A 26,979-nucleotide genomic window follows, 5' to 3' on the forward strand; every position below is an offset into this window, starting at 1 on the left:
TTATGTGGTCAAAATGACCAATAATAGTTGCTTTATGTACGGGATACAAAGATAGCAATTTTTTATTCAATATTATAATTGAAAGATTCACTGAATAAATAAATTAAAAATAGATGTTGCCCTGGTTATCGATTGTAGCCTTTAAATCGGGTTGCGATTTCGACTTAATCTCAATGCGATAGAACTTATTGGCATTGGAAAAGACAAGTTGATAATGCTTATTGATATTAATGATTTCAGGGTAAAATTTGCTCAATTCATCAAGAGACGTTGCATAGCGCTTATTTGCATTCCAGTAAATTTGTTGCATGTAAAAAATATTCCAGACAGTTTTTTCCAATGCCAAAAATTGTTCATCTACGAATTGTTGTTCGTCTTGATCCACAAATTTGATATGTCCCCATCGTTCGGGATAATGCATGTTAATCAGACCAATGGGCGACCATACCCAGTTTTCTTCCGCAAGTGTCTTGCCAGTATTATCCTTTCTTTTGATATAACCTTTTCCATTGACATCATAGTGCCATTGTACGCGGGAGAAATTTATCTTCCACACTTCATTTGCCTTGATTTGATTTCCTTCACCAAAGTATTTTAGACTTTTGACCGGGATCTTCATTTCGACGGTCCAAAAATTATCTTTATCGGTTGGATTATTTATTGTTCCATCTTTATAAACAGCACTTTGGATATCTTTGGTGTCCCAGTTTAAGTTAGCTTTCCCACCAAAACGATAAGGTTTGGTCATGAGGAGATCCATGATCGTATTCAGAGCATTAACTTCAATTTCAATATATTCAGGAGATTGCAGATTAGGTTTCAGAAATACCTCAAAGTCATTGTCATGATAGATGATGGTGTCTTTCTGTCTGAGGTAACCATTGATATGAGGTTCTTCCAACTTAGCAAACAGATAGAGATTTTCGTTATCCCAGAGCATTTTGACACGAGTTTCTAGCGCAGGTTTTGGTTTACTGTTTCCTTCTATGTCTTTGAATGTATTTGTCCATGCTGCCTTTGCCCAAGATATTTCGTCATCTTTACCATCAATTTCGATCGCGGTTTGAGCTTTTTGGACAAAGTAAATCTCTGGCTTAGACTGTAATCGGAGAAAATCACCTACATTTCGCTGTGCAAAAATGGTTGTCGTCTGTAGGGTAAGAGCTAATATAAAAAAAACAGTTTTCATCAAGATATTGTATGTCTATTAGTTACCAAGAAATTTATGTAAGCGCGCTTAATGGGGCTGTTTTTATAAAATCCTAAAATTTCCATTGATTTCTATGTATGGAAGATTGGCAGTGCTAAAAGTAAGTAAAATGTTTTAGCTAAGCAAAGAGGGGTGATTCTTTTTAAGAAATCAGATTCGATTGTCTTAATTTTATTACATGGGGTTTCGTGTTGATCTAAGTGGTAGGGTGAGCGGGGTGGATTTGTCCCGGGTAGGAAGATGGTTGATTTGGTAGGAAATAAAAAAAGGCTTTGATAAAATTCAAAGCCTTTTTTTATGCCGTGGTAGTCGTAATTAGATTCTTTTTGATTTAATACGAGCAGCTTTACCGGTAAGGCCACGTAAATAGAATAATTTAGCGCGACGAACTTTACCATAGCTGTTTACTACAATTTTTTCAATGTTTGGTGAGTTTACAGGGAAAATACGTTCAACACCTACACCGTTTGAGATTTTACGAACGGTAAAAGTAGCGTTAGCACCTTCGCTGTTTAATTGGATTACTACACCTTGGTACACCTGAACACGCTCTTTATTTCCTTCGCGAATTTTATAATGAACGCTGATGGTATCTCCGGCTTTGAAAGCGGGAATTTCATTTCTTACTACCGCTTGTTCTTCTACAAATTTTACTAAATCCATGATTTCGAGTAATTATTAACGATTTATATCCTGTAAAAATCGGAATGCAATATTACGACTTATTTTTTGAATATGAAAATACTTTTTGAAAAAACTATCGACTGTTATTCAAATCGGACGCAAAGATATGAAAATGAAATGGATAATCTAAAGTTATTTTGAATATTCCTTTATATGGTTATTTGACCGTGTTTTTGCGCTTTAAAATGGTCCTTATAGATGCTGCTGATAAAAATATTGGTCAATCAATCAGTAATTTAGTATAAAAAATGCATTGAGGTATTGACAAATTCAAAAATTGATTCGATATTTGTGCCACACAAAACAAAGGTGATACCTTTTCGGGGTGTAGCGTAGCCCGGTATCGCGCCACATTTGGGATGTGGAGGTCGTAGGTTCGAATCCTGCCACCCCGACTAAAGAGCTCTAACGAAAGTTAGAGCTTTTATTGTTTCTAGGCAGGACGAGAACCTACGGCCGGTTAAGTTGCTATGGGGTTCGATCCGAAGGAGGCTCAGGGTGGTGTCTGGGCCATGTGTGGCTGAGCCAATCCTGCCACCCCGACTAAAAAGCGCTAACGAAAGTTAGAGCTTTTATTGTTTTATCGTTTCCGTCTATTTTTCTTCTTGGCTCCATTATTGTATCAATTCAGTTGCCGATAGCAAGCAAAAGAATAGGGGATCGCGGAAACAAGATGGATATGACCTATAAATAGCCTTTTAGGATCCAATTTTTTCGTGACGATTTACCCAATGTGGATGGAATTCTTTAGTTTTGGCTCTGCTAGCTAAGGAAGATTACACTATTGCCTCCTCGGCAAAGAAACGTTTGGAAAAACTCAGAAATACGGACGAACAATGATATTGAAAGAAAAAATCGGCGACACCTACCTGAAATGCCTGCTTACTGGAGTACTTTCGGCTATGTTAGTTACAGGACATGCGCAGGAAGTGGTGAAACAGCAGAAAGAGAAGCAACAGCCGCAACAAAAAGAAAAGCAACAGCTACCCGAGCAACGAACTGCGGAGCAAGTCCAGACCATGGATTCCATTGATGTCGTACGCGATTACCGGCCGATGCTGGCCGATGCCGTCAAGGTGCGCAGGAGTCCAAATATGCAACTTATCAACCGCGATGCGATCGAAACGGAGCTGCGTCAGATCGCTACCAGCATCTATTTGGCACAACAAAAATATAAACAGGCATACTACCATGAGTTGATGAAACGTCATCCGGACGCTTCGCAAAGCAATATCGACAATTACCGCATCAGCTATCTGGCTTACGGGGCGGGCGAATACAAAAGAGCGAGCGGTATGTTGGAATCGATGAAACCTTCGGATGCCTTTTATCAGGGCGCGATCATGACTTTGGGCCATATTGCTCTGGAAGCGGGCGACAAGCAAGGGGCACGAAATGCCTTTGTCAAAGCGATGAAACTGGATCTCGACCGGCAAGTGAAAGCCGATGCGCTCTTTAACTACGCCAAAGTGCTGTTTGCCATGGATTCCACCCAGGCTGCCCAGCAAGTTCTTGAGAAATATATCGCCCAGGAAGTGAAGCCTGCAGATCCGGGTGCCAAAAGACAGGAAAGTCCGGAAATACTATCAGCTGAGATTCTGCGAGGGACGACCAACTTTCATGCAGGGGTCAGCATGTTGGAATCGCTGAAGGAACGCGGCAAGGAAGTCGATGCGATCTATCAAAAGGTAACCTACTACCGTGGACTGGAGTTCTATAACGAGCGTGCTTTCGAAAATAGTATATCTATGTTTATGCGTTCGGAAAAATTTCCGATCAATGCGGAAATGGCGGCTCTGGCGACCTACTGGAAAGCGGAGGCAATGTATGAAGTGCGCAAATTTGGGGAGGCGGTAGAAAATTTCTCCCGGTTCCTGAGCTTGCCTGCGGCAAAAAACAACGAGGTCTATAATTACGCCAATTATGGGCTAGCCTATGCGGCCTACCGAAATAACCGTTTCGCGCTGGCAGCCGATTATTTTGAGCGCTTTCTGAAGGCCGGGGCAAGTACCGTAGATGAAAATATACGGTATGACGTGATCGCACGTCTGGGCGACTCGTATCTGTGCCTACGTGATTACGGCCGGGCCAACAGCTACTATGACAAGCTGATCAACGGGAAAGCGCCCAATCAGGACTATGCGTTGTTCCAACGCGGTGTACTCTTTGGATTGCAGGGCGATAATGAAACGAAGCTCAGTACCCTGCGGTCCGTTCTAAAACAATTTCCGGCTTCGAACTATGCCGATGACGCGGCCTTTGAGATCCCTTACACCTATTTCACTATGGGCGATTATGAGAACGCGCTCACAGGGCTGCAAGCAATGATCGAAAAGTACCCGCGCAGCAGCTATGTCCCACGTGCGCTGATGACCATTGGGCTTGTACAGTATAATAACGATGAACCCGAACCAGCGAAGGCCACCTTCCAACAGGTGGTGGAAAAATATGCGCGAACCGCCGAGGCAGAGCAGGCGATGCGTTTCATTGAAAACATCTACCTCGATCAGGGCGATGCGACGAGCTACATCCGGTATGCGATCGGTAGCAATGTGGGTAATTTGAGTCCTGCGGAGCAGGATGATCAGGCTTTCCAGGCAGCCCATTCCCTCTTTGCCCGGGGAGAATATGGAGCCTCTGTGGAGGCGATCAATGCTTATTTTGATAAATTCCCGAAACCCAAACAAGAAAAATATGCTCGCTACATCCGCGGGGTGAGTTCGTATAAGACCGGGCATCCGCAGGAAGCGCTGCACGATCTGAATATCATCCTGAACGACTGGACAAGTAAGTATACGGAGAATACTTTGCTGACAGTGGCTGCTTTATATCTGGACTTAAAGGAATACAACGAGGCCATTGTCCACCTAAAAAAATTGGAGCTAAATTCCGAATATAAAAAACACTATGGCTATGCGGTAACTAACCTGATGATCTGTTATTTCGAACTCGGTGATATGGAACAGATGGCCAAATATGTACAGTTTATAAAGGCTTACGATGGTGCAACAGAGGAGGAAATTGCCAAGGCACACTTATACAGTGGCAGGGCTTTTCTGAAGGACAAGGATATAGTGTCTGCCATGAAAGAGCTCAATCTGGCCGCTCTGAAGAGCCAAACGGAGGTAGGCGCAGAGGCACGGTACCGTGTGGCACAATTGCAGTATGATAACAAGGAGTACGACAAAGCCCAAGAGACAGCCTTTGATGTGATCAATAATAGGGAGGCATATGAATATTGGGTGGCAAAGAGCTTCGTATTGCTTGCAGATACCTATGCGCGTAAAGGCAATTCTTCCCAGGCCAAGAGTACGTTGAAAAGTGTGATTGAAAATTATGAAAAAGATGATGATATTGTCCCCTCAGCAAAAGAACGTTTACAGAAATTAAACAAAAAGTAACAGCAATTTTTTTATGATTGAAAAAGCGTTAACGAAAGTTAGCGCTTTTTTGTTTAATCCTAACAGTCAACAAAACCAAAAATCAATACATACGGTAGTTGCATTTCTGAGAAAATAAAGATCCATTTATAAGGAGGCCTGAAACTATATGTATATTATCTTACAAAACCAATAGTTACAGACGATTCTTAAATGATAAATACAATCGTAAGCTAATTTTATTCTATTTGCTGTACTGTTAATGATGACTCCGATAAATGCTTTCTTAATTTCTGTATCGGTAGATATGTAAATAAAATTGATAGTACACCAGCCAGAAGCCCATCTAAAATAGCCATTGCGGTTGCATTTAACCTATAGTGTGTAGACAGATTATATTGTGCCAGCAAGAGACATAGGAATACAAATAAACCCGTTGCGAAGCCATGGATAATACACAGCTTCGTAATAAATTTATTCCTGTTCAGTTCACTGTCTACTGTTAAAGCGATTGACTCCTGTTCTATGGCTGCGATCACCCGTTTGATAATATCCATTGTAAGGACAACAGGTAAAAATATGGCCATCGGTAGCGTCAGTCGAGCCAAACTTTGCGGACCAGCGAAAAAGTGCGTATATCCCAGCTCCTGGAAGCTGGCGTAAGCAACCAGGAAATTGAAGAAAACATTGGGGAGGATATAATAAATTGCGCGCTTTCTTAAAAATCGCCTGAGCGTTGTTTTTTTTATTTTCTTTGATTCCGTAAACTTCGTCATGTGTATTCTATAGGGGCAAGGTCATGAATGCAATAGCCGTATCTTTTATTTTAATCGCTTCTTCTTTTGGTAAAAAATCTTCATTGGACATAAACGTAAAATCCATTTGTTGATTAAAGGTCGTTGTAACCAAGGTATTTGAATTCAACCAGGGGAAAGCCACTGTTGGACTGTATATGGTTTCCAAGGTGAAGTTGTTGTACTCGTTTGGAATTTGGAGCTTACCCATATTGGATAGCGTGAGGTCATGTCCTCCCGGACTTGATTTTAATATGGAAATCATGCGTTCCACCAGCGGGTGCATCTGTTCGCCCATCCAGAGCAGCTCCCGGGCTTCCATCTTTTCTATTTTTTGTGTGAGTGCCCTTTTTATGTCTTTCGCGTTATACATGATATTATCGTTTCCCTTTTTTAGAGAAAGTTCCACTGTCGGAGCAAAGGCGAACATATGATCTTGTTTAATTTCCGGGATAAAGTGGCGGATGTCAACCGGGCTGATCACTTTATTTTTTGCAGCCTTACCTTGCACCTCCCGAAAAGCTTGCATAAATGCCGTACATAAGAGTGCATGGACAGTAATGCCTTGCGCCTTGCAACCTTGGGTTATGGCCGCCGTTGTTTCCGCATCCAGTTTCCAGTGCATCGCATAGTTTTTCCCCTGGTTTCTTTTTCTGCTCTTTCGTTGCAGGAAAAAGAAGAATCTCGCCAGCAGTAAATAGAACTTGGCTTTGCGTGATTTTTTTCGGAGCTCGAAGCTCTGTGGTAGAAAGTCATTAACCGATTCAAAGAGCTGGTAGGGTTCGAGTTCCTTATCGGGGTTATCCAATAGGTAAAGTAGCTCCCGCATCAACGTTACAATACTGGTTCCATCGCAGACACAATGTGGTAATACCCAAAGCAACTCCGAATTGGAATCCCCTTTGATCCATACCAATTGGGCTAGTGGTTTACTGTCAGCTTTAAATGGGCGATACCATTCCCGTTCCGATTCGGCGAGCCAGTCCATATCCGTTTGACGGCTGACTATAACGAGTGGAATGGATTCCATGTCTTCCTGTACAACAAAATGGGGCTGTTGTGCATCTGCCATCTGGATGACTGATCGGAGCAAAGGGTGTTTCCGTTGAATTTTTGCCAGCGCGCTCCGAAGATGTCCTTCAGCGATCTCCCCATTGATTTTAGCTGCAAATACACAGTTTAAGGGCGTTTCGGTATCAACATACATGATCCGTTCCACCATCATTAGTTTTCTTTCGATCATGATGCCACCTGATAATCTAATTGTTGTCTGATCCGGTCTATGATCACATCCCGGATGGCCAATGCTTCACTATAGGGGAGGTAACCTTCGCTTCCCATAAAGGAAAAATCCATTTGTCCACGAAAGGTAGAGGTGACCATTGTCGTTGTATTGCCCAAAGGACCAATGACCGAAGGACTGAAGATTGTTTCCAGGTTGAATGTGCGATATTGATCGGGTATCTGTATACGGCCCAAATTAGAAAACATACAGTCATTGGATGATTTACCCCGTTTTAAGAGTTTGGTAAAGTTCTTCAGCGCATCATGGGCCGATTCCATCACCATCATGGTGATATAAGGATTGAGTTTCGCTGTTTTGCGTTCCACTTCATCCTGCATCAACCGGAGGTTATCCAAAAAGCTCATCTTCTGGTTCGAAGACATGACAATCATCAATCCGAACGCAAAAATATGGTCATCTTTTATCTGTGGCGCAAAACGTCGGATATCTACGGGACAGGAAATTTTATTGAACGCTGACGAACCACGTACGCTATGGAATGCTTCCAAGACCGTAGCCCCCAGAAATGTGTTAACAGTGATATCCAATGACTTGCAATAAGAAATAAGTTGCCTGCTGGTGCTTTCGTCCAGCTTCCAATGAATTAAATAGTCCGTCTGTCGATCGATCGCTTTTCTGCCGACCGGAATACATTTAATCGCTAAAGCTGCTAATCGACCGATTGTTTTTGCCTTAAATCGCTTCTTACCACTCTGTAAGATATGTTCCGGTACGACATCTTCAATACCACGGATAGGATTTTCCAGCCCGATCTCCGCAGTAGGGTTGTCCAACACCTTTAAAAATTCATGTAATAGTGCCATGGCCGAGCCGCCATCGCACAGACAATGATGGAAAACAAATAGCATATCCGAAACATCTTCACCCCTTATCCAGACAAATCGGATTAGCGGTTTGGACTGATAATCGAAGGTCGAATGCCATTCCCTTTTGGACTCTTCCTGCCAGTCATCATCGCTTTGTCGGTTTACGAACCGTACCGGAATCGATATGGTTCGTTCCGGAACTTGAAACCAAGGTATATTCCTGTCATCATGTTGGATGAGTGCCCGTAGCCAGGGATGCTTTTCCTGAAGGCGGCTTAGGGCATATCGAATGTCCTCTTCGTTGAAAACACCACGTAGCCGAAAAGGAATAACGGCATTGAAGGGTTCGGTTCCATCCCCCAGCAGCATACGTTCACCAAATAGTAGTTTTCTTTTCATAGCCTATACCTGTGCCAACGTCGAACATTCTTGTTTTACAAAGCCTTCCAATAGCGCTACAGCCTGATCGTTGCCACCAGCTGTTTGAAAAGTTTTTTGTACCTCCTTAGCGGCATTTCTGTATTTGGGGTTATTCAATAACTCAAATACAGTGTCGCGTAGGGTGTCAATGCGCATGCGTTTGTACCGGATACTCAATCCGCATCCGGCCTGCTCAATGAGTTTGGCCGTATGAAAATGATCATACGCAATCGGCGTGATCAGCATGGGCAGACCGTTTGTAAAGGTATCGTTGACCGTATTGAAGCCTCCGTGGCAGATAACCATGTCCATCTGCGGCATCAGAGCGGATTGGGGAACGAAGCCGCTCACGATAAAATTGGAAGGCCATTCGTCGAATATTTCCGGTGGAGTAGCCGCAATAATTGTCACCGGCTCATTTGCGAAAGCCTCGATCAGTTTACCAAAAAATGCTTTTCGAATATCCACGAGTAGTGTACCTAAGGATACAAATATCTTCGGAGTACTGCTTGCTGCCAAACGTTCCCAGTCAAAAGGAGTGTTATTTGGACGACCTTTGACCGGTCCGACAAATTTCATGTGTGGCGGTACCGTTTCAAAGCCGGCGAAAGCTTGTGACGTAAATATCAGGTTGAGCTGATGAGAGTGTATAAAGATGCCATCGTCATAAATTCCTACGGCCTTCTGAAGATCTTTGATCAGGTTTTGCTGCCATTCAAATATCTTAGGTGCATTCTTTTCCGTGTCACCCATGACGTCCGGAGGAACAGGGGTTGTTGTCACACAAGGGATCTGATGTTTATGTGCGAATAGCGCGCCTCCAAAGGTAATGCAGTCGTTTACGATCACATCGGGCTGCCATTGGCCGAGAAGACGTTCCAATCCCGGCATCATCATTTTTGCGATCGGCACATAGGTTTCTTCCAGTGCCAGTTTCATGACTTCGGGGCCTGAACAGGAAGGACCATCGTCCTGACGTTTCAATAGCTGTTGGAGTTCCTCCTGAAAAGGTACCAGATCTTCTTCCGGATAGATATAACTTCCACCTGTAGGAATATGATGATCAGCTAATGGCGTTATGCCAAACCATCGGACTTCATGCCCACGGGCAAGCAGGCTCGCACCAACGCTTAACGTTGGACTGATATGTCCGAAAAATGGTGGTACAACGATGAGGAACTTCGCAGGCATTTCCGCCCTTGGGGTAACAGAGACAGCTGCCTTTTCCAATAAGTCTGCTGCAGATTTTGTGCCTCCGGCTTCGATAAAGGACTGCCGTACAGTATGTGCAGCTTCGCGGTAGGATGGATTGTTTAGAATGGTATGAACACACTCTTTTAAGTGATGCGCCTTAAAACGATTGAAATTCAGTCGTTCACCGGCACCAGTACGAACTACGCGGCCAGCTACATGCGACTGGTCGTAAGCGATCGGGATGACCACAAATGGCAGACCCTGTGAAAGAGTTTCGGAAACGGTATTATGGCCGCCATGGCATACGACTGCATCCAGATGCGGTAACAAATCCAGTTGTGGGATGTGTTGATAAACCATGAAATTCTGGGGCCAGGATTCAAATAGCTGCGGATCTGAAACAACGACGACAGTCAAGTCCTCGCCGGCAAACGCATCGATTACTTTTTGGAAAAATGCTTTCTTATGATCATGATCAAAAGTGGTACCGATACTGACCAGGATTTTTTTTCGATTACTGGTATGCAGTTTATCCCAGTCAAATCCCACGGATATCCGACGTTCGGACAGGACAGGTCCCGTAAAATGATAGTTTGGGGCGAGCTCCATCTCTCCAAAGAAATAACGGGATGTTAAGACAAGTGTAAGCAGATCCGAGCAATCCAAAGATTTATTTCCAGTTACCCCGAGCTCCTGTTGTAAAGCGACGATCTGCTTTTCTTCCCATTCGTGCACTTTTGGGAGTTCACTAACAATTTTAATGGCTGCGGGAGCCGTTACAGTAGTCGCATAGCGAAATCCCAGTTTTTTTGCCGCAACAGCAGCGGCGAATAACTGATGGTCACCAATGACGAGATCGGGTGCACATGTTTCTAATAAGTCAAGAATACCTTTATAACAATGTCTATTTAAAGGAATAAGCACATCTTCGTATAGAAATTTAATGCTATCAATACCATAAACAATCTTTTTTGAAATAATATCGAGATATTGTTCACTTTCTTTTTTTTCTTCATCGGTCTGGTCATACTGAATAAGCAATAGCTTCCCTCCAGCCGGAAGTTTATCGGTTAAGTTTTTGTCAAGACTGATCCAGGCCACCTCATGTCCTCTTTCCAAAAGTTCAGCACCAATGCTCAACGTCGGATTGACATGACCTGTCAGTGGGGGGACAACAAACACAAATTTAGCCATGGTTTTGTAATAAAGGGTTAGATAAAAAATGAACGATAGTTTCAGCTATCCGTACAGGTTCTTGTATGGGAATATTATGGTCTCCGGGAATAAGCTCTAGCTGTGCACCGGGGATTTTTGTTTGTAGCCATTCGCCCGTTGGCTTGCAATTGGAAACATCTCCATACAGCAACAGGGTAGATGGTGGCAACGCCGTTGCATCTATTTCATGGAGGAAATATTTCTCCTTGATCATATCGGCTTTGATACTCGTCTGATTGAATAAAAATTCGTAGAGGCGATGGTTTTTTTCAAATTGTCGCTTACCCATTTTCATTTTCGTCGTATCGGTAAAATTTGCGATATAATGCTCCAAAAACTCCTTGCTATATTCATCTATAATATTGCGTGCTTTTTCATCCTGCGGATCCGGAGCTTCCATAACGACTAACTTTTCCACACGCTTAGGCATCCGCAATGCCGTCTTAAGTGCAATAAGTCCACCAAAACTATATCCTAACAGATGGATGTTTTTAAGCTGTAGCGTATCCAACAAAGCAATTAGATCGGATGACATATTTTCAAGATCATAGCCTTCCAATGCACGGTCGCTCATGCCATGACTTTTGAGGTCATACATGACGACGTGAAAATGCTGCGCCAGGACTGGGGCAATATTAAAATAGTAAATAGAGAGGTTGCTGAACATACCGTGGATCAGTACCACGGTATGTTCAGCGCCTTTGTTAAGTTCTTGTATGTGAACTTTCCTGTTGTTGACCGTAATTATTGGCATTCGTAGATATAATTGATGATCATACGGAGGTCAAGATTGATCAGTTGATCCAGGTCCATCGAAGATAACCAGCCGGTAAAATCAATCTGCTCACCAAAATGTGCTTTGATTTTCTCGGAAAAAGAAACAATTTCAATGCTGTCCATTTCGAGATCTTTTGTAAAGGAGCTTTCCGGCGTGATATCCATCTCTTCAACAAATTCTTCGCCGATAACTTCTGTGATAAAGCCTTTTAATAAAGCGAATAATTCTTCATGATTTAATTTTAGTGTCGTGTTTACAGTGTCCATCCGATAATATAATTTTGGTGTTTGATCGTTTTTATTTCTATTTGATTGATCCAGAGATGATCTCCCTCGATACGTTTTACTTCGTGTCTTTTGGGGTTACCTTTTAAGCCGGTGCCCAGGAATTTTCCATAAGCTTCCTTCGCTACCCAAAAACGGGTTGTCCATTCGGCCTGCTCTCTGCCTTGGAGCAATTCCATTTCCGCATCGGTAAAAACCAGTGGGTAAAAACCGGCACTCCGTTCCTCGATGACTTCCATGTCAATGCCAACCGGTTTGTCCTTCCGGGCTATAGCCACAGCATCCTTACCTTTATGAGCCAGTGAGATATGAATATCGTTTGTCATATCGCCCAAAAGATAAGGTTTGCCTACTTCGTCTGAGCGGATTTCAAACGTAATCGGATAACAGGGATGATTTTTCTGACGGTTTAAAAGCTGTCGTACCGCGTCTTTTACCGCAACACGACTTACCATCCAACTTTTTCTGCGATTGGGCAGCAACTGTTGGTAATGCTGTTTTTCAGTTTGGTTGAAATAACGTTTCAGAATAAAGTCCCAGGAAGCGACACGCGTATAAGCCTGGTGAAAGAAGAAAACAGCTGGTGCGATTTCCGTTGAGAGTCGGTTGTGCAACGGTGACATGGAAACATTCCAGAGTGCCTCATCGATTTCCAGCCGTCTATTTTGCCAGCCACGGATTGCGCACCATACTTTTCCGTTTCGTTGGAGCGTAATGTTTGCGATAGCAAACTCATCGTTCAGCTCCGTCAACATACAGGTGCATTCGAATAGACCTTCTTGGTTATGTATATCGTCGAAAAATTCAATTTCCTTAATTTTAACAGGAAATGCAATGCGATCTTTTGTCAGCGTGAGCTGCAGCCATAAACCAAACAGTTGCCCCGCATTATCCAGTAAAGAGCCTTTGCCGCCATTGCCTTTGATCTTACCTGTTATCCCTTTTTTACCTATGGCAGTTACCTCCATAATCCCTTGATAAGCTGTTCCGTGAAACATATGCTTCTCATAAATCTCTTCAGAAGTACGTGTAATAGGTAAGGTTTCGCCGATGGAAAGGTCAAAGCTTGGCGGTGGGGGATATGCAGTTGATAAGCCTACCTCCGCATTTGCAAAATTCTCAATATCCAGATAGGCGCGTTGTGGAGTGCGCCATTCACCCTTAACTGTTTTTTCAAAAGGTTTGGCTACGTTCATCCATTGAAACACACTTACCTGCATGATTTTATGGATTTTTGAGCCGGATTGCTCCGCCTGTGCCATTTCAGCTAGCAATTCAAAGATCATGGTCATCGGAATCACAGGTTCCATATCGGCAACCTCTGACCATCCCTGTGGCTGCCTTAGTAGACTATGGTCGATCAGGTAGGGATGGCTCTCCAGATTGATCTGTAGTTTATTTGAGAAATGGGTACTTACAGGTTTCTCTAAGACAGCAGGTGGCGCTACAACCGAGACAAAAGCAGGTTGTGGCCTATTTTGGAAGAGATTTAATACTTCCTCTTGCATCCTGATCATATCGGCGATATTCTCCCGAAATGTCTGTACCAAAGGATGGTTGTCTTTTACAACGGTATTTGCGTTCAATTGAGCCTGGGCTGTCCCCAAAGATTTTCCTAAATTTTTGAGCGCCTCAAAATCGCGGACAATAGGTGATCCAAGCTGCAACGTCATCCCTTTATTTGCTGCTTTTTTTGTGTGGTTTTGTAACGCCAGAAAATCCAGCGCGACCGTTTTACCTTCCACAAACAACGCGGCGACGACACGTTGTAACTGGGCAAGCGCCGAACGCGTTGTGACACTGGAGGCCAATGTGCTAAATGCTTTTCCTTTTAAGGTGTCGTCAATAAAACCGATCAATCCACCGGTACCCACCTGGATGAAGAAACGGACACCTTCTTCATATAGCTTTTCCGTCAGCTCACGAAAACGGACTGGCTCGACAAGGTGTTCAGCACTCAATTGACGGATAGCCTGTTGGTCCGATGGGTAAGGCATTAATGTTGTCGCTGACCACAGAGGGATCTTGGTCTGCTGAAATTGCACTTTTTCCATGCCTGCCAGGATCAGGTCAAGTTTGTCTGCTACAAAAGGTGAGTGAAAACCCGACTGGAACGGTAAGATCTGATGAAATATCTGCTTTGCCTTCAATAGGGGGACAAGCTCATCCAAAGCCGCATTACTGCCACAGAGTATGACCTGATGTGGGCAATTGTCATTGGAAACATAAATATTGGCGATCTCCGCGATCAGAGGGGTGATTTCCGCAAGGCCTGTTCCGATGGCAATAAACTTGGAATCCTTGAGTTCAAATGTCTGCGGGTTAAGTACATCAATAAGATCTTTGACCGAACTTGCTTCCGCCAGCTCCGAAGAGTAGCCGGCGAGCCATTCGCCCAAACTATGTCCGGCGTTCATATCAGGATAGATCCCCAGTTTTTTGAGGGAATTATCAAGGATGCTACAGGCATTGAAAATATCCAGTGCATCGTTCAATAAACCTTCACCTTCCGTTTGTATGGGCGCTGTCAATCCAAAATAGCGGCTGACCGAGTCTACCTCTCCCTTGGCTAAGCCATCTAACCCCGGGAAGACGAAGGCAACCTTGCCTCCCTCTTGTAATAATGGCATAGAGGTATACCAAATATCTTGTTTGTTGCGCCAGTCCCTATCTTTAGCGACAATTTTGATTGCTTTTTCAATCCGTTCCGGTGTTGGGTCAAATAGAGCGAGACGATAATTGCCTTCACCTACTGCTGTGTCGTTATGCTGTAAGGCCGCAAGCAGTTCCGCATGTGTTGGCCGGGCAAGTAACAATACCGGATCTTTTTTCGGCATATCGTAACCCGTTAATACCACATGTGCATTGATACCGCCAAAACCAAAAGCATTGACTGCTGCCACTTTGGGTAGACCTGTCTTTGACCAGCTTTTTGCTTCCTGCACGGGTGCAAATCGCGTTGTCTGCATATCAGCGGTCGGATTTTCGCAATAAAGCGTCGGTGGTAATGTATCGTGATGAAGCGCCAAACAGGTTTTTATCAGCCCCGCGATTCCTGCCGCAGGCATGGCATGACCGATATTGGATTTGACCGAACCGATTCCAGCAACAGGCGCAGCCACATCCTTACCAAAAAATTGCGCTAAGGTCTGCAGCTCTGTTTTATCCCCAAGTGGAGTTCCCGTACCGTGTGCTTCCAGGTAACCGATCTGTTTTTCGTCCAGTTCAGCATTTTTCCAAGCCTGTTGTAGTGCCTTTAGCTGACCTTTAACGGACGGACTCATGAGACTTGTGCCATGACCATCGCTGCTCACGCCGACCCCTTTGACGACAGCATAGATTTTATCTTGGTCATGTATAGCATCTTCAAGCCGCTTTAATACAACAAAACCACAGCCTTCACCGATTAGTAAGCCATCGGCATCCATGCTGAATGGTTTGATCTGCTGGTTGTGGGAAAGGGCTCCCAACTGTGTAAAGATACTCCAAAAAGCAGCATTTTGCCCTGTATGTACGCCACCGGCAATCATTAGGTCACTACGGCCACGCTGCAATTCCTGCACCGCATGGTCCACCGCGATTAGTGCGCTGGCGCAAGCTGCGTCTACCGTAAAGGCTACGCCGCCTAGATTGAAGCGGTTGGCAACAAGGGAGGCAACAAGGTTGGGGATTAAGCCCATGGCCGTATCAGCGGCAAAGCGCCCCTTGCGTTCCTGGAATGCTTGCTTTACCTTTTCGATATCAGCTGTAGGAACTTGCGGTAAAAGTTCCTGTAAAAGTGATGAGATCTGTTCGCCCGTGCGTACGATTTCTATGGCACGCGTAGCACCAGGACCAGTATAATTTCCTTTTCCGATCACAATTCCTGCCCTTTCCAGGGATTTTTGCTTTTGGAATACGCCGGCATCTTCCAATGCTTTCTGTACCAGGTCAAGCGTGAGCAGGTGGTCGGGTTCGGTACCCTCAACAGCAAGGGGCAATATGCCAAATGCTGTCGGATCGAAAACATAGTCCGAAATAAAACCACCACGTTTGCAATAAAAGCGGTCCACGGTTCCCGGACTTCCACTAAAATGGATCGGGTCAATCCGATCAGCCGGCGCAAATTCGGTAGAATCAACCTTATTGACGATATTTTGCCAGAACATATTGGCATCCTGTGCTCCCGGAAAGACACAGGATAAACCAACGATGGCAACATCTGTTTTCTTCATAATCAATGGATGTGACGGTTTACCAATTTTTGCCTGACATAATTAAAACTTGGCTGTCCGTGCCGTACTTGATCTCATTAAGGAAAATTTCTTTTCCTTCATCCAAAGGAATCAGGGAGATGCCACGACGTTCATATTCTGTCTCCAAAGTTTGTGAAACCATACCGGCACCCTTCCATGGTCCCCAGTTGATTGAAAGAACTTTTCCTTTTAGGCGTTTATTCAATACATTGGCATAATCATCCAAAACACTGTTTGCTGCAGCATAATCTGTCTGGCCTTTGTTTCCATAAACAGATGCTATACTGGAGAACAGGACGACGAATTGACAATCTGAACGCAGTTGTTCGGCCAGCACGCGCAGTGGTTTTACTTTGGTGTCAAAGACACGTCCGAAGGAGCTGGTTGTCTTTTGCTTGAAGAGCTTATCTTCCAACAGCCCGGCACCGTGAATAACACCATCGAGCTGTCCATATTGCTCATAGATCTGGTGGAGTAAGGCGGTTAATCCAGCTTCATCACAGAGATCCAACGACTCATAAACGACGGTGTTTCCCAGTTGCTCCATATCACGGACCGTCCGCAGAATCTGATTGTTTTTAAAGATGCGCAGGGTCTCTTTCTCGATTTGTGCCGGAGCATGGAATAGCCCCGATTGAATGAGGTGGGCCCTGATCTGTTCCTTGGAGGTCATCGTCTCCAATTCTTTTGCAATAGGCGTATCTTTTCTCGGATCTACTGATCTACCCACAAGAATGTAGGTACAGGGATAGGAGGCTGACATGTGTTTTACCAATTCGGAAGTAATACCCTGTCCGCCACCAAGTACAAGGACAACAGATTTTTGATCCAGTTGGATTTGCACTTCTTCGTTGCCTGTTGATAGGGGCGAAGGAATAATATCGATGGTATGTCGTTTGTCATTTTTATAGATAACCTCTACGGTTTTATCTGTCGTTAAGATTTCTTTTAGTGCAATTTCTGCAATTTGATCCGACTCCTGTGGCGTGTTTAAACTGATCAATCGACAGCTGGTCTGTTCAAACTCACGGGCCAGACTTTTAAATAATCCTGGGTAACCCTGGTAATGACGTAGCGCATGTGTATCGTTTGCTTTTGTGACATGTGCCGGGATGTCTGAGATTAAATAGACCCATTTGGCCCGATCCAGATTCATTTTTTTGATCAGATCAACTTGGTCTATAATATTATGTTGGATTTTTGCTGAAAATATGTCGGAGATAATCAGTCCATCGAAGACGGCAAGATCATTTTGCGGATTGACCAATTCCGCAATAGCACCATGTTTTTCGAGCATGTTTTTGATAGCCAAGGTCTGTTGCCCATGGTCCGGAGCAAGGGCAAAACGTTTGCCTTGCAGAATTTCAGTATTCTGTGCTGAAGCATTATCTGTAGGTGTCAGATCAAAACGAAGTCTGGATAAGAGGTTCTGTTCCGGAGCGGTATCACTGACTTCACTGATCCATGAAGCAAGACCGTTAAGGGTCTTAATGGCTGCGAGGGTTTCCATCAGATCTTCGGCCTGTTCAAGGTCCTCACCAAAACCGATTTTGGTTTTTAGTTCGGCAATGATTTCCATACGTTTGATCGAGTCTATGCTCAAGTCCGCTTCGAGGTCCAGGTCTAATCCTAACATCTCCTTTGGATAACCGGTTTTTTCACTGACAATATTTAGGATTGCTGTCTGTAGTTCCGGAAGGGAGAATGAAGACCTGTTTGCTGATGTTATTTCCATTGTTGGTACTCCTGTTGGAATGCCTATTACCGGTTCCTCTGTTGCGCCGCTGAATTCCGTTAACCAGGAAACCAGGCCATTCAAGGTTTTTATGGCGGCCAATTGTTCCATGATCGTGTCTTCATTTGCATCATCGAACCTTAATGTTCCGAGCTCAGTGCGCAGTGTTCCGATAATTTCGACCCGTTTGATGGAATCGATACTGAGATCCGCTTCCAGATCCATTTCCATGCCCAGCATTTCATGCGGATAGCCGGTCTTGTCGCTCACCACCTGTAACAATAAAGTTTTAATGTCTTTAGTTGCTGTTTGTACGGCTGTTGCGACAGCGGGACTTTCGTTGAGAACTGGTTGTACCGGAATCTGAGCAGAACGATCTGTGGTCCCATTTACCGTTGGGTTCGAATAGACCGGCATCGGTGCCACTTGTGGGTTTTGTCCCAAAAAGGAAAGCATGACATCACGTTGTGCCTGGATCAGCATTTTCATGCTGTTCAAATATTCTTGCAGCATACGTTCTGCAGCTGGTTGTGCAGCTGTTGATGCGGCTATAGGATTATTAAGGTTACTCATTTTAATGGGGCTTATTATTGGCAATGCGCCATTGACAGGTAAAGTTCCTGTTGTTGGATAGGCAGCCTGTCCATTGACACGCCAGATAGCAGGGTTTTTCTTATATAAGTTTGGCTGATCTAGCTGGATAGGATGAACCTGACGTCCTTCAAAAAGTTTGTCAATAGTGAAATTGCGGCCAGTTCCCAAATATTGCGCAAACATACAGAGGAGGTGCGTGAGTTTGTTGCGGTTGTTGTCCTCCACATATAAGGTCAATTGATCTTGCTCCAGACAGGATTTGGTCAGGCCTGTCAGCACTTTGCCCGGGCCTACCTCAATAAATATCCTTGCGCCATCTGCATACATGGCCTGAAGTTCCTCAACAAAGCGGACAGGTTGGACCAGATGATTTGTTAGTTGGACCTTTATTTCTGATGCGGTAGTAGGATACAAACCTGCAGTTGTGTTTGACCATACGGGCATTTGCATTTCACGGAAAGGAACATCCTTTAATACACCTGCATAAAGCTCCTTCGATCTGGCGACCAAAGGGCTGTGGAAAGCACAGGCCACTTCCAGTTTTTTAGCAGAGACACGTTCCTGTTTTAACAGCTCCAGCAGTTTCCCGATGGCTGCTGTGCTACCTGCGACAACACATTGTGTCGGTGAATTGTAATTCACAGGATAACAGCCTTCGACACGATCGAGGAGCGTCTTCAACCGTTCGGCATCTGCATGAACAGCAACCATGGCACCGGGATCGCCATTTTCTACCGAATCCAGGATGGATTGGGCACGTTTGCTGCTCAGTTCGACTAGTTGATCTTCGTCAAATACACCTGCGAAACATAATGCCGGTAACTCGCCGTAACTATGTCCAGCCAGCATATCCGGGATGATACCCAGTGATTGGAGAAATTTCGCTAAAGCTAAATCGACAATACCCAAAAGTGGTTGTGCCAGACGTGTATCTTTAATGGTTTCTTTTTGTTGTTTTAAGGATTCGGCATCAAACGTACTTGAAGGAAAGACCACTTTTTCCAGTTCAGGATATTGTGCAATAAGTTTCCGCATTTCAGGGAATACCACAAAGAGATCACGAGCCATATTGATGCGCTGACTGCCCTGTCCCGGAAACAGGAATGCTGTTTTACCTTCGCGTTTATTGACAATAAAGGTGTCTTTGCTTTCAATGCCAGATAATGCTAGTTCGATTTTCATCATCAGGTCTTCGGCGGTATCGGCAACAATACTGAGCTGGATCGCTTTTTCAGAAACTATGGCTAAGCTGTAGGCGATATCTTTTAGCAGGAGGCTATCGTTGATATCTAAAAGTGCTTTTACCTGACCCAATTGTCCCTTAGCTTCGTCGTAGTTATCGCCACGAAAAACGAATAGTTCCGATGGCCATGATTGCAATGTGATTGTACTATCCTCCTGCGGATGGTTTGCAATCACGGTATGGAAATTCGTCCCGCCAAAACCAAAAGCACTGATGCCGGCATAACGTCTTTTTTCTCCCCATAAGCCAGTTTCGGCATGGAAAGCAAAGGGGCTAGTTTGTGCGTTATAATATGCATTTGGCTGTTGGAGATGGAGTGTCGGCGGTTTTACGCCATGAAATACAGCCAGGGAAGCTTTGATCAATCCTGCTAATCCCGCGGCGCATTTTGTATGGCCGATCTGCGTTTTGACTGAACCTAAATGCGTTTGTGCCGGTAGTGCTCCTGAACGGCTGAATAAGTTTGTCAGTGCGCTCAGCTCTGTTTTATCACCGACCACTGTGCCCGTACCATGGGCTTCGACCAGTCCAACAGATGCTGCGCTGATACCCGCTTGGCTATAGGCCCGTTCCAAGGCCCGTACCTGACCGATTTTTCGCGGAGCTGTAAGTCCTAGCGCTTTACCATCGCTGGAACCACCGACACCTTTGATGACTGAGTAGATGCGGTCACCATCACGTATGGCATCTTCGTAACGCTTGAGTACCAATATGGCTACCCCCTCACCCAGAGCGATACCATCCGCTTCGCTGTCAAATGTAGCACATCGTCCTTTGCGTGAGAGTGCGTGAGTGCTGGAAAACATCAGGTAATCGTTAATCCCGTTATGGAGATCAGCTCCACCGGCAAGTACCATATCCGATTTACCAAGGATAAGCTCCTGGCAAGCAAGGTCAATCGCCGCGAGAGATGAGGCACAGGCGGCATCAACAGTGAAATTCCGGCCGCCAAGATCTAGTCTATTGGTGATTCGACCGGCAATGACATTCGCTAGAATACCGGGGAAGGAATCTTCGGTCGTATGGGGAAAAGCTTCTTTCACTTCCTGATGAAGTTCTCCGAATACCTGTTTGTAGTATCCTCTAAAGCTGTAGCTATTGGCAAGGTCATTACCACCTTCGGCGCCGATGATAACAGAAATATTTTCGCGGTTGATTTGCTTTTCGCCATAACCGGCATCTTCCATAGCACGTTTGGCAACCAATAAAGTCAGTAGTTGTGTCGGTTCAATGGCGGCGAGGGATTGCGGTGGAATCCCGAAAGCTAGTGGATCAAAATCAATTTTCGGAATAAAACCACCCCATTTCGAGTGGGACACATCGGGGCCGTCTGTGTTAGGTTGATAGTAGATATCTTTGTTCCAGCGTTCATCCGGCACTTCGGTAACGCTATCTTTTCCAAGGATGATATTGCGCCAAAATTCTTCTAGATTTTTGGCTCCAGGAAAGATACATTCCATCCCGACAATGGCGATATCCAACGGTTTTTCGCTGGAAAGCGGTTCTTCCGGTAATATTGCTTCATGGATATACTGCTGATTGCCAATGCCGACATGTTGGTGCAGCGTGTCTAGGGAGATCACCTGGTTCTGCATGGTTGCAATCTGGCCGATCATATACATACCCAGATCCAGTTGTTCACTCTTGGGGATGTTGACCAGTTGATCGCCTTGACGGTCGAGACCTTTAGCAGCGATACGCAGGCGGCCGACGTTTAATTTTTCGAGTTTTTCCCAGACTTCTTTCTTATCTATGCCTGCAGTCAATAGTTTGGCTTTCTCATGGTTGAAATGTTGGGCAAAAGCGGTATTTAGGCAACGTGTTTCATGACCCGGTGCGGTCTCCAGTAGAACGGTATCTTTGGCTTGCATAGCTTGTCTCTGAAATTCTTCCTGAATAGCTCCGCTGCTTACCGCTTCATGTGTATAAAGATATGCAGTTCCCATCAGTACGCCTACTTTTACACCACGCGCAGCTAAAGGAGCTGCCATAATGGAGACAAATGCCGTAGAAAACGCATCGTGGATACCGCCGGCAAAGAAGACGCTGATCTGTTCCGGGTGATCTTCTTTTAAGATACGTTCAATTTGTTTTTCCCAGAGGACAGTGCTTGAGAGAGGCCCTACATGACCGCCGCATTCGCGACCTTCGAAAATGAAATTTTTTGCGCCTTCTTTGAGGAACATGTCGAGCAGTGCTGGGGAAGGAACGTGCAGGAACGTTGTTATACCTGCTTTTTCAAAGACTTTAGCCTGTGCGGGACGACCACCGGCAATCAGAACAACGGGAGGTTTTGCTTCTAGAATATAAGCACTCTGTTCTTCACGCAATTCCTGTGGTGCAAAGCCTAAAATCCCCACTCCCCAGGTTTTGTCTCCTGCAAGCTGTTTGGTTTCCATCACCAAGGCTTTGGCCTGTTCGCCGCGAAGCAGAGATAGCGCGACAAAGGGGAGTGCACCGGCTTCTGCCACAGCATTTGCAAAAGCAGGCACATCACTGACACGGGTCATGGGGCCTTGTGCGATCGGGTAACGTAAGCCAAGTTGTTTCGCTAACGCATTATTTCCGTCGATGGGGCGCAAGGCTTTGGCCTGTTTTAAATGGCCATACATCGCCTCTTGAAACCCAAAAACAAGTTTTTTCAAGGTCCTAAAATCTTCGTAAAGATCGATGGCTAGGGAAATGTCTTGTCCCATAGGGATATAGCTGACTGCTGGATTTAAGTCAGTAAAATACCTTCTGAGTTCGGAGGCATCGACCTGGTCAGATAGTACAGGTGAGTTTGGCCGCACTAGTACACGATGGTTCGCGATCACCTTAGTTTCTGTTCCGTTTAATTTTTCACAGCGTGTTTTAAATTCCTGTGGAATGGAACACTCCGGGAAAAGAGCAAGTTGACTGTCCAATACGATTCCAGTGGCACCGAGGGCTTTCGCTGCAGCAGCGGTATGCAGACCTATGCCGCCTTGTACCCATACGGGGATAGACTGGATTTCTTTGATAATGCGCTGGAAGAGCACAAATGTGGATTCATAGCCGACCAAGCCTCCGGCTTCATTTCCTTTGACGATAATTCCTTTTGCATTAAGTTTTTGGGCTTGAATGGCCTCTTCGAGACTGCTGACCTGATACACAATGGACAGTTGCGGGGCTTTGGGAGCCGGAGTTCCGAAAGGAACAATGACGACACTCACTTTTTCCGGAATATGAAGGGACAGAAGTTTGTCATCTGGAAAATAAATTCCATAATTAAATACAGCAGTCTGATCAAGTTGATTCAGTGCTTCCTGAGCGCAGGCTAAGTCGTACCCCAAACTTAATACGGGAAATGCCCCCGCCTGATGGAGTTTGGGCATAAGATTGACGTCAGGCTTTTCAAAAGGTGTTAATCCAATAATGGTTAAATTTTTCATGCATTGATGAATTTGAACATATAATAGCAGGAGATCCCATAACAAACATCAAAATCTTTGTGGTTTTGATAGGAGGGTTGTTATGTTGGAATAAAAGTAGTTAATTTTTATTATATATTTAATGATAAAGGTAATTTGGTAATGATTTTTTAACAAAAAAGTAGTAGATACTTGAGTGTTGTTAACCGATAGGCTACAAATTTATTTAAATTTGGTTTTGATTTTTATTTTTTGCTGACTCTTGAGAAAAATAACAGAATACGTTATGTTTGAATAACTAAATGGATAATTTTATCTCATAAACTTTTATTGATAATGTTTCTTGGTAATTGCTTGTTTTTTTTAACTGTTTGATCATCGTTGTAAGAACTTATTTGGGATGTTTAGAAATGATAAGAACAAATCGACAGATTGAATTTTGTGTATGGTATAATAGTTGGTGTATTTAACTTTAAAATTAAATATTAATAATAGTCAATATATCAGTTAATTAGTTTTATTTTTATGGTAATGCTTGCAAAACATGCATAAGAAGCGTATATTTGTGCCACACAAAGCAAAGGTGATACCTTTTTCGGGGTGTAGCGTAGCCCGGTATCGCGCCACATTTGGGATGTGGAGGTCGTAGGTTCGAATCCTGCCACCCCGACTAAAAAGCTCTAACGAAAGTTAGGGCTTTTTTTGTTTCTAGGCAGGACGAGAACCTACGGCCGGTTAAGTTGCTATGGGGTTCGATCCGAAGGAGGCTCAGGGCTGGTGTTTGGGCCATGTGTGGCTGAGCCAATCCTGCCACCCCGAAAAAAGTCACTTATTATCGGTGGCTTTTTTGGTTTTCGGACATATTTCGGATAGAATCTTTAAATTTTAGATCTGGTAAAGTTGGAGGAAGTGGGGTTCATGATGACATATAAGTACTGATATATCCACCAATAACACACGGTGTTGACTTCAACCTTAAATTTATCTTTCTCAATGAAGGATTTCTTCCAACAATGTTTTCTAAAGGATAAAACCTCTATCTGGATCGCTGTGGTCATGAAGGATACGGCTAAATCTCTCGGTAGTATGGTTTTCTAAAGCAAATATGTCTTCGCGACCTTTAAAAAAGTTGAGAAGATAGGTTATGTCATCGTTAGTGAATTTCACTTGTTTTTATTTTGGTTTTAAGATAATGAATTGAGATATACATCTTAAAAATATTAATAAACTGGTACGCTTTCGTTTATTAAAGGTGCTTACTGAGATTTGGTATTAAACGTTGTTTTTTGGATAATTGTTACTTATCTTTACCAATCGTGGAACGATAAGACCCAATTTTTAGGTCTTATCGTTCCACAAAAGGTAATATGGCAGACAGCGTTTATATATCAGCACACCTCACCAAACCCCAACTCGAGTTCTTGAAGTTGCTGGATGACTATGAAATTCAGCTATTCAAATTTACCGAAATCGAACAGTTGTTGGGGCAAAAGTTTGACAACTTAAGTGAAATCTTAGAAAATCTGGTGGACAAGGAACTGATTGTACGGATTGAGAAAGGTAAATTTTGCAAACAAGGTTTTAGGGATGAATATGTCATAGGGACTTTCGTTGCTGAAAATAGTGCTGTTGCGTATTGGTCTGCACTCAATTTACATGGGTTGACGGAACAATTTTCTAACACTGTCTTTATTCAAACGACACATAAAAAATACGACAAATCAATTCTAGGTACTTCTTATAAATTCGTTAAGATTGCGCCCAATAAAAAATTGGGTATCATGCACAATGGTTACGGCAACCTTCAATATCCGATCACTGATGTAGAGAAAACAATAGTTGATTGCTTTGATCTGCCCCAACATTCTGGTGGCTACGCAGAATTGATCAGAGCAGTTGGTCAAGCGCAAATGCACCCCACTAAATTAGTCGAGTACTGCAAGGCTGTGAATAATATAGCGGTTATCAAACGAATTGGCTATTTGGTCGCACTTCTCCAAATTACTGGTATGGATCCTTTTATAGATTTTGCAAAGAAACAGGTAAATAATAGATATAACTTGTTTGACCCCCAGGGATTGGACGAAGGTGAATTTGTTGCGGAGTGGCGATTAAGGTTAAATATCAGCCGGGAAGAATTGTTAGACATATCCAATAAGCAATATTAAATGATACTGAAAAAGGAAATAGAGAAAAAAGCTTTGGAACACGAAGTGTCCAGAAGTACCATTGACAAGGATTGGGCATTAGGACATTTTGTCGACGCTATATTTTCGATAGATTCCTGCAGAGAAGCGCTAATCTTCAAAGGAGGAACATGTTTACGAAAATGTTATATACCAGATTATCGTTTTTCAGAGGATTTAGATTTTACATCTATCAATTCAGATTTTCAATTGGATGAAGACTTATTGCGGCAAGTAATGTCAATAGTACAAGAACGTACTGGTATGCAATTACATTTAGAAAAGCTCACCGATCTTCGGCACAATGATATGCCGACTGGCTACGCTGCGGTTGTTAAGTTTTGGGGAGCCGATCATTCCAAGGACCAAATTCCACCAGATCCTTCCCGTTGGACGACTTCGATTAAAATTGAAATTATTCTGTACGAGAAGATGCTATTTGCACCGACTTTGAAGACGGTGTACCATGACTATTCTGATCAGCTGAGTTCTGCAGTCGATGAAATTGCCTGTTACGATATAAGAGAAGTGTTGTCTGAAAAGTTAAGAGCCTTGATCCAACGCTCCTATACAGCACCTCGAGATTATTATGATATTTGGTATTTATCCAAGTATGCAAGTGATCTTGATTGGGCAGAAATCAAACATGCTTTCTTAGAGAAAATGGCTTTTAAAGGGCTTGAATTTACTGGGATAGATCAGCTTCTGAATGCTAAAAGTGAAAACACGGTTAAACGAGCATGGAAAAATAGTTTAGGACATCAGATCGCAACTAGAAAGCTACCTGCTTTTGATGAAGTTAAAAAGGACTTGGAATTATTGTTTAATACAATCTTCAAAAGGATATAATGGCATTAAATGAAAACTCACGAGTAAAGATTCCGACGTTATTACATTTAATGCGTTTGGGGTATACGTATGTCTTTTACGAGAACGAATTAGGAGACAGGATTAGTTAGATAGCATACAGCGAATTAATCTAATCTGAATATGCTTACTCTATGAATCAAAGCTGAAATCATAAAAACAAGAAAGTGGAGTTGAATTTGGAGCTTAAGAAGCTAAAGGAGCAGGCTGAAAGTTTATCGTTAAAACGTTACCCCAATTTTCTAATATCAAAGATTATCTTTGCCCTTTCAGCATCTTCATGAGGTCTAGATCTTTCAATCATACCACGATCTGCCAATTGGTTTAATCTATTAAACAAAAACATGTCACCTATACATCCTCCACCGAAGCTATCCCAGATATCACAAAGCGTGTAGCCAACAACCAATGAAGATCTTTGCGGAGCATCACTAATTCTATTCAATAGATAACCGTCAAAAAAATCCTCATCTCCCGAAACGTATTCTCCTGACCTATCTTAACAAATGAATTTACCGCATGAATTCGTTGAAAAGGATTATTGGGTAACATTCGCTTTGTTCCATATTTTCAAAAATGATATAGGCAAAGAAACCGTTTTTAAAGGCGGAACAGCATTATCAAAATGCTTTGGAATGATACAACGGTTTTAGGAA

14 protein-coding genes, 2 tRNA genes and 1 pseudogene are annotated in these 26,979 nt (G+C 43.6%); 6 read left to right on the forward strand and 11 right to left on the reverse strand.

Annotation, left to right across the window (positions count from 1 at the left end; genetic code table 11):
• Positions 1-103 precede the first annotated feature (103 nt).
• Together DCO56_RS26785 and rplS are read right to left on the reverse strand one after the other, a co-directional pair.
• Positions 104-1,189, reverse strand: coding sequence for a carbohydrate-binding family 9-like protein (locus DCO56_RS26785; protein ID WP_108636757.1), 1,086 nt, complete (start codon positions 1,187-1,189; stop codon positions 104-106).
• A gap of 336 nt (positions 1,190-1,525) precedes the next feature.
• Positions 1,526-1,873 carry a 50S ribosomal protein L19 gene (rplS, locus tag DCO56_RS26790; RefSeq protein ID WP_077437627.1) on the reverse strand — a complete coding sequence of 116 codons (348 nt, stop codon included), beginning with the start codon at positions 1,871-1,873 and terminating at the stop codon, positions 1,526-1,528.
• A gap of 342 nt (positions 1,874-2,215) precedes the next feature.
• On the opposite strand from rplS, the gene DCO56_RS26795 reads away from it, so the two are divergent.
• Positions 2,216-2,289 (forward strand) — tRNA-Pro (locus DCO56_RS26795).
• Between the two features lie 441 nt (positions 2,290-2,730).
• The gene (locus DCO56_RS26800; RefSeq protein WP_108636758.1) at positions 2,731-5,295 is read left to right on the forward strand and encodes a tetratricopeptide repeat protein; all 2,565 of its coding nucleotides are present in this window, start codon (positions 2,731-2,733) and stop codon (positions 5,293-5,295) included.
• Positions 5,296-5,513: 218 nt separating this feature from the next.
• Here the strand turns inward: DCO56_RS26800 and DCO56_RS26805 are convergent, their stop codons facing one another.
• Genes DCO56_RS26805 through DCO56_RS26840 form a run of 8 tightly spaced genes read right to left on the reverse strand, consistent with a single transcriptional unit; the run spans position 5,514 to position 23,291 of the window.
• Positions 5,514-6,050 (reverse strand): hypothetical protein, encoded by a 537-nt coding sequence (locus tag DCO56_RS26805; protein WP_108636759.1) that lies wholly within the window; start codon positions 6,048-6,050, stop codon positions 5,514-5,516.
• A 7-nt stretch (positions 6,051-6,057) separates the two neighbouring features.
• Positions 6,058-7,311, reverse strand: a complete 1,254-nt coding sequence (locus DCO56_RS26810) for a condensation domain-containing protein (RefSeq protein WP_108636760.1) — start codon at positions 7,309-7,311, stop codon at positions 6,058-6,060.
• Positions 7,308-8,579 (reverse strand): condensation domain-containing protein, encoded by a 1,272-nt coding sequence (locus tag DCO56_RS26815; protein WP_108636761.1) that lies wholly within the window; start codon positions 8,577-8,579, stop codon positions 7,308-7,310. The genes DCO56_RS26810 and DCO56_RS26815 overlap by 4 nt, the downstream gene beginning before the upstream one ends.
• Before the next feature lie 3 nt (positions 8,580-8,582).
• Positions 8,583-10,988: a glycosyltransferase gene (locus tag DCO56_RS29810; protein WP_108636762.1), complete on the reverse strand. Its 2,406-nt coding sequence runs from the start codon at positions 10,986-10,988 to the stop codon at positions 8,583-8,585.
• Positions 10,981-11,763 (reverse strand): alpha/beta fold hydrolase, encoded by a 783-nt coding sequence (locus tag DCO56_RS26825; RefSeq protein WP_108636763.1) that lies wholly within the window; start codon positions 11,761-11,763, stop codon positions 10,981-10,983. The genes DCO56_RS29810 and DCO56_RS26825 overlap by 8 nt, the downstream gene beginning before the upstream one ends.
• Positions 11,754-12,053, reverse strand: a complete 300-nt coding sequence (locus DCO56_RS26830; RefSeq protein WP_108636764.1) for an acyl carrier protein — start codon at positions 12,051-12,053, stop codon at positions 11,754-11,756. Before DCO56_RS26830 ends, DCO56_RS26825 begins: the two co-directional genes overlap by 10 nt.
• The gene (locus DCO56_RS26835) at positions 12,041-16,285 is read right to left on the reverse strand and encodes a type I polyketide synthase (protein ID WP_108636765.1); all 4,245 of its coding nucleotides are present in this window, start codon (positions 16,283-16,285) and stop codon (positions 12,041-12,043) included. Before DCO56_RS26835 ends, DCO56_RS26830 begins: the two co-directional genes overlap by 13 nt.
• A 19-nt stretch (positions 16,286-16,304) precedes the next feature.
• The gene (locus tag DCO56_RS26840) at positions 16,305-23,291 is read right to left on the reverse strand and encodes a type I polyketide synthase (RefSeq protein WP_108636766.1); all 6,987 of its coding nucleotides are present in this window, start codon (positions 23,289-23,291) and stop codon (positions 16,305-16,307) included.
• Between the two features lie 575 nt (positions 23,292-23,866).
• On the opposite strand from DCO56_RS26840, the gene DCO56_RS26845 reads away from it, so the two are divergent.
• The 3 genes from DCO56_RS26845 (at position 23,867) to DCO56_RS26855 (ending at position 26,305) form a co-directional block, all read left to right on the forward strand.
• Positions 23,867-23,940, forward strand: a tRNA-Pro gene (locus DCO56_RS26845).
• Positions 23,941-24,637: 697 nt separating this feature from the next.
• The gene (locus tag DCO56_RS26850; protein WP_108636767.1) at positions 24,638-25,438 is read left to right on the forward strand and encodes a type IV toxin-antitoxin system AbiEi family antitoxin domain-containing protein; all 801 of its coding nucleotides are present in this window, start codon (positions 24,638-24,640) and stop codon (positions 25,436-25,438) included.
• Positions 25,439-26,305 carry a nucleotidyl transferase AbiEii/AbiGii toxin family protein gene (locus DCO56_RS26855; protein ID WP_108636768.1) on the forward strand — a complete coding sequence of 289 codons (867 nt, stop codon included), beginning with the start codon at positions 25,439-25,441 and terminating at the stop codon, positions 26,303-26,305. It begins immediately after the preceding gene.
• 247 nt (positions 26,306-26,552) lie between these two features.
• On the opposite strand, the pseudogene DCO56_RS30150 reads toward DCO56_RS26855, so the two are convergent.
• Positions 26,553-26,804: pseudogene (locus DCO56_RS30150) on the reverse strand (DUF3658 domain-containing protein); the annotation flags it as partial.
• Between the two features lie 25 nt (positions 26,805-26,829).
• On the opposite strand from DCO56_RS30150, the gene DCO56_RS29995 reads away from it, so the two are divergent.
• Positions 26,830-26,976 (forward strand): nucleotidyl transferase AbiEii/AbiGii toxin family protein, encoded by a 147-nt coding sequence (locus DCO56_RS29995; RefSeq protein ID WP_219929462.1) that lies wholly within the window; start codon positions 26,830-26,832, stop codon positions 26,974-26,976.
• Positions 26,977-26,979: the final 3 nt, after the last annotated feature.

The sequence above is a fragment of the Sphingobacterium athyrii genome (assembly GCF_003071065.1).
GTDB lineage: Bacteria > Bacteroidota > Bacteroidia > Sphingobacteriales > Sphingobacteriaceae > Sphingobacterium > Sphingobacterium athyrii.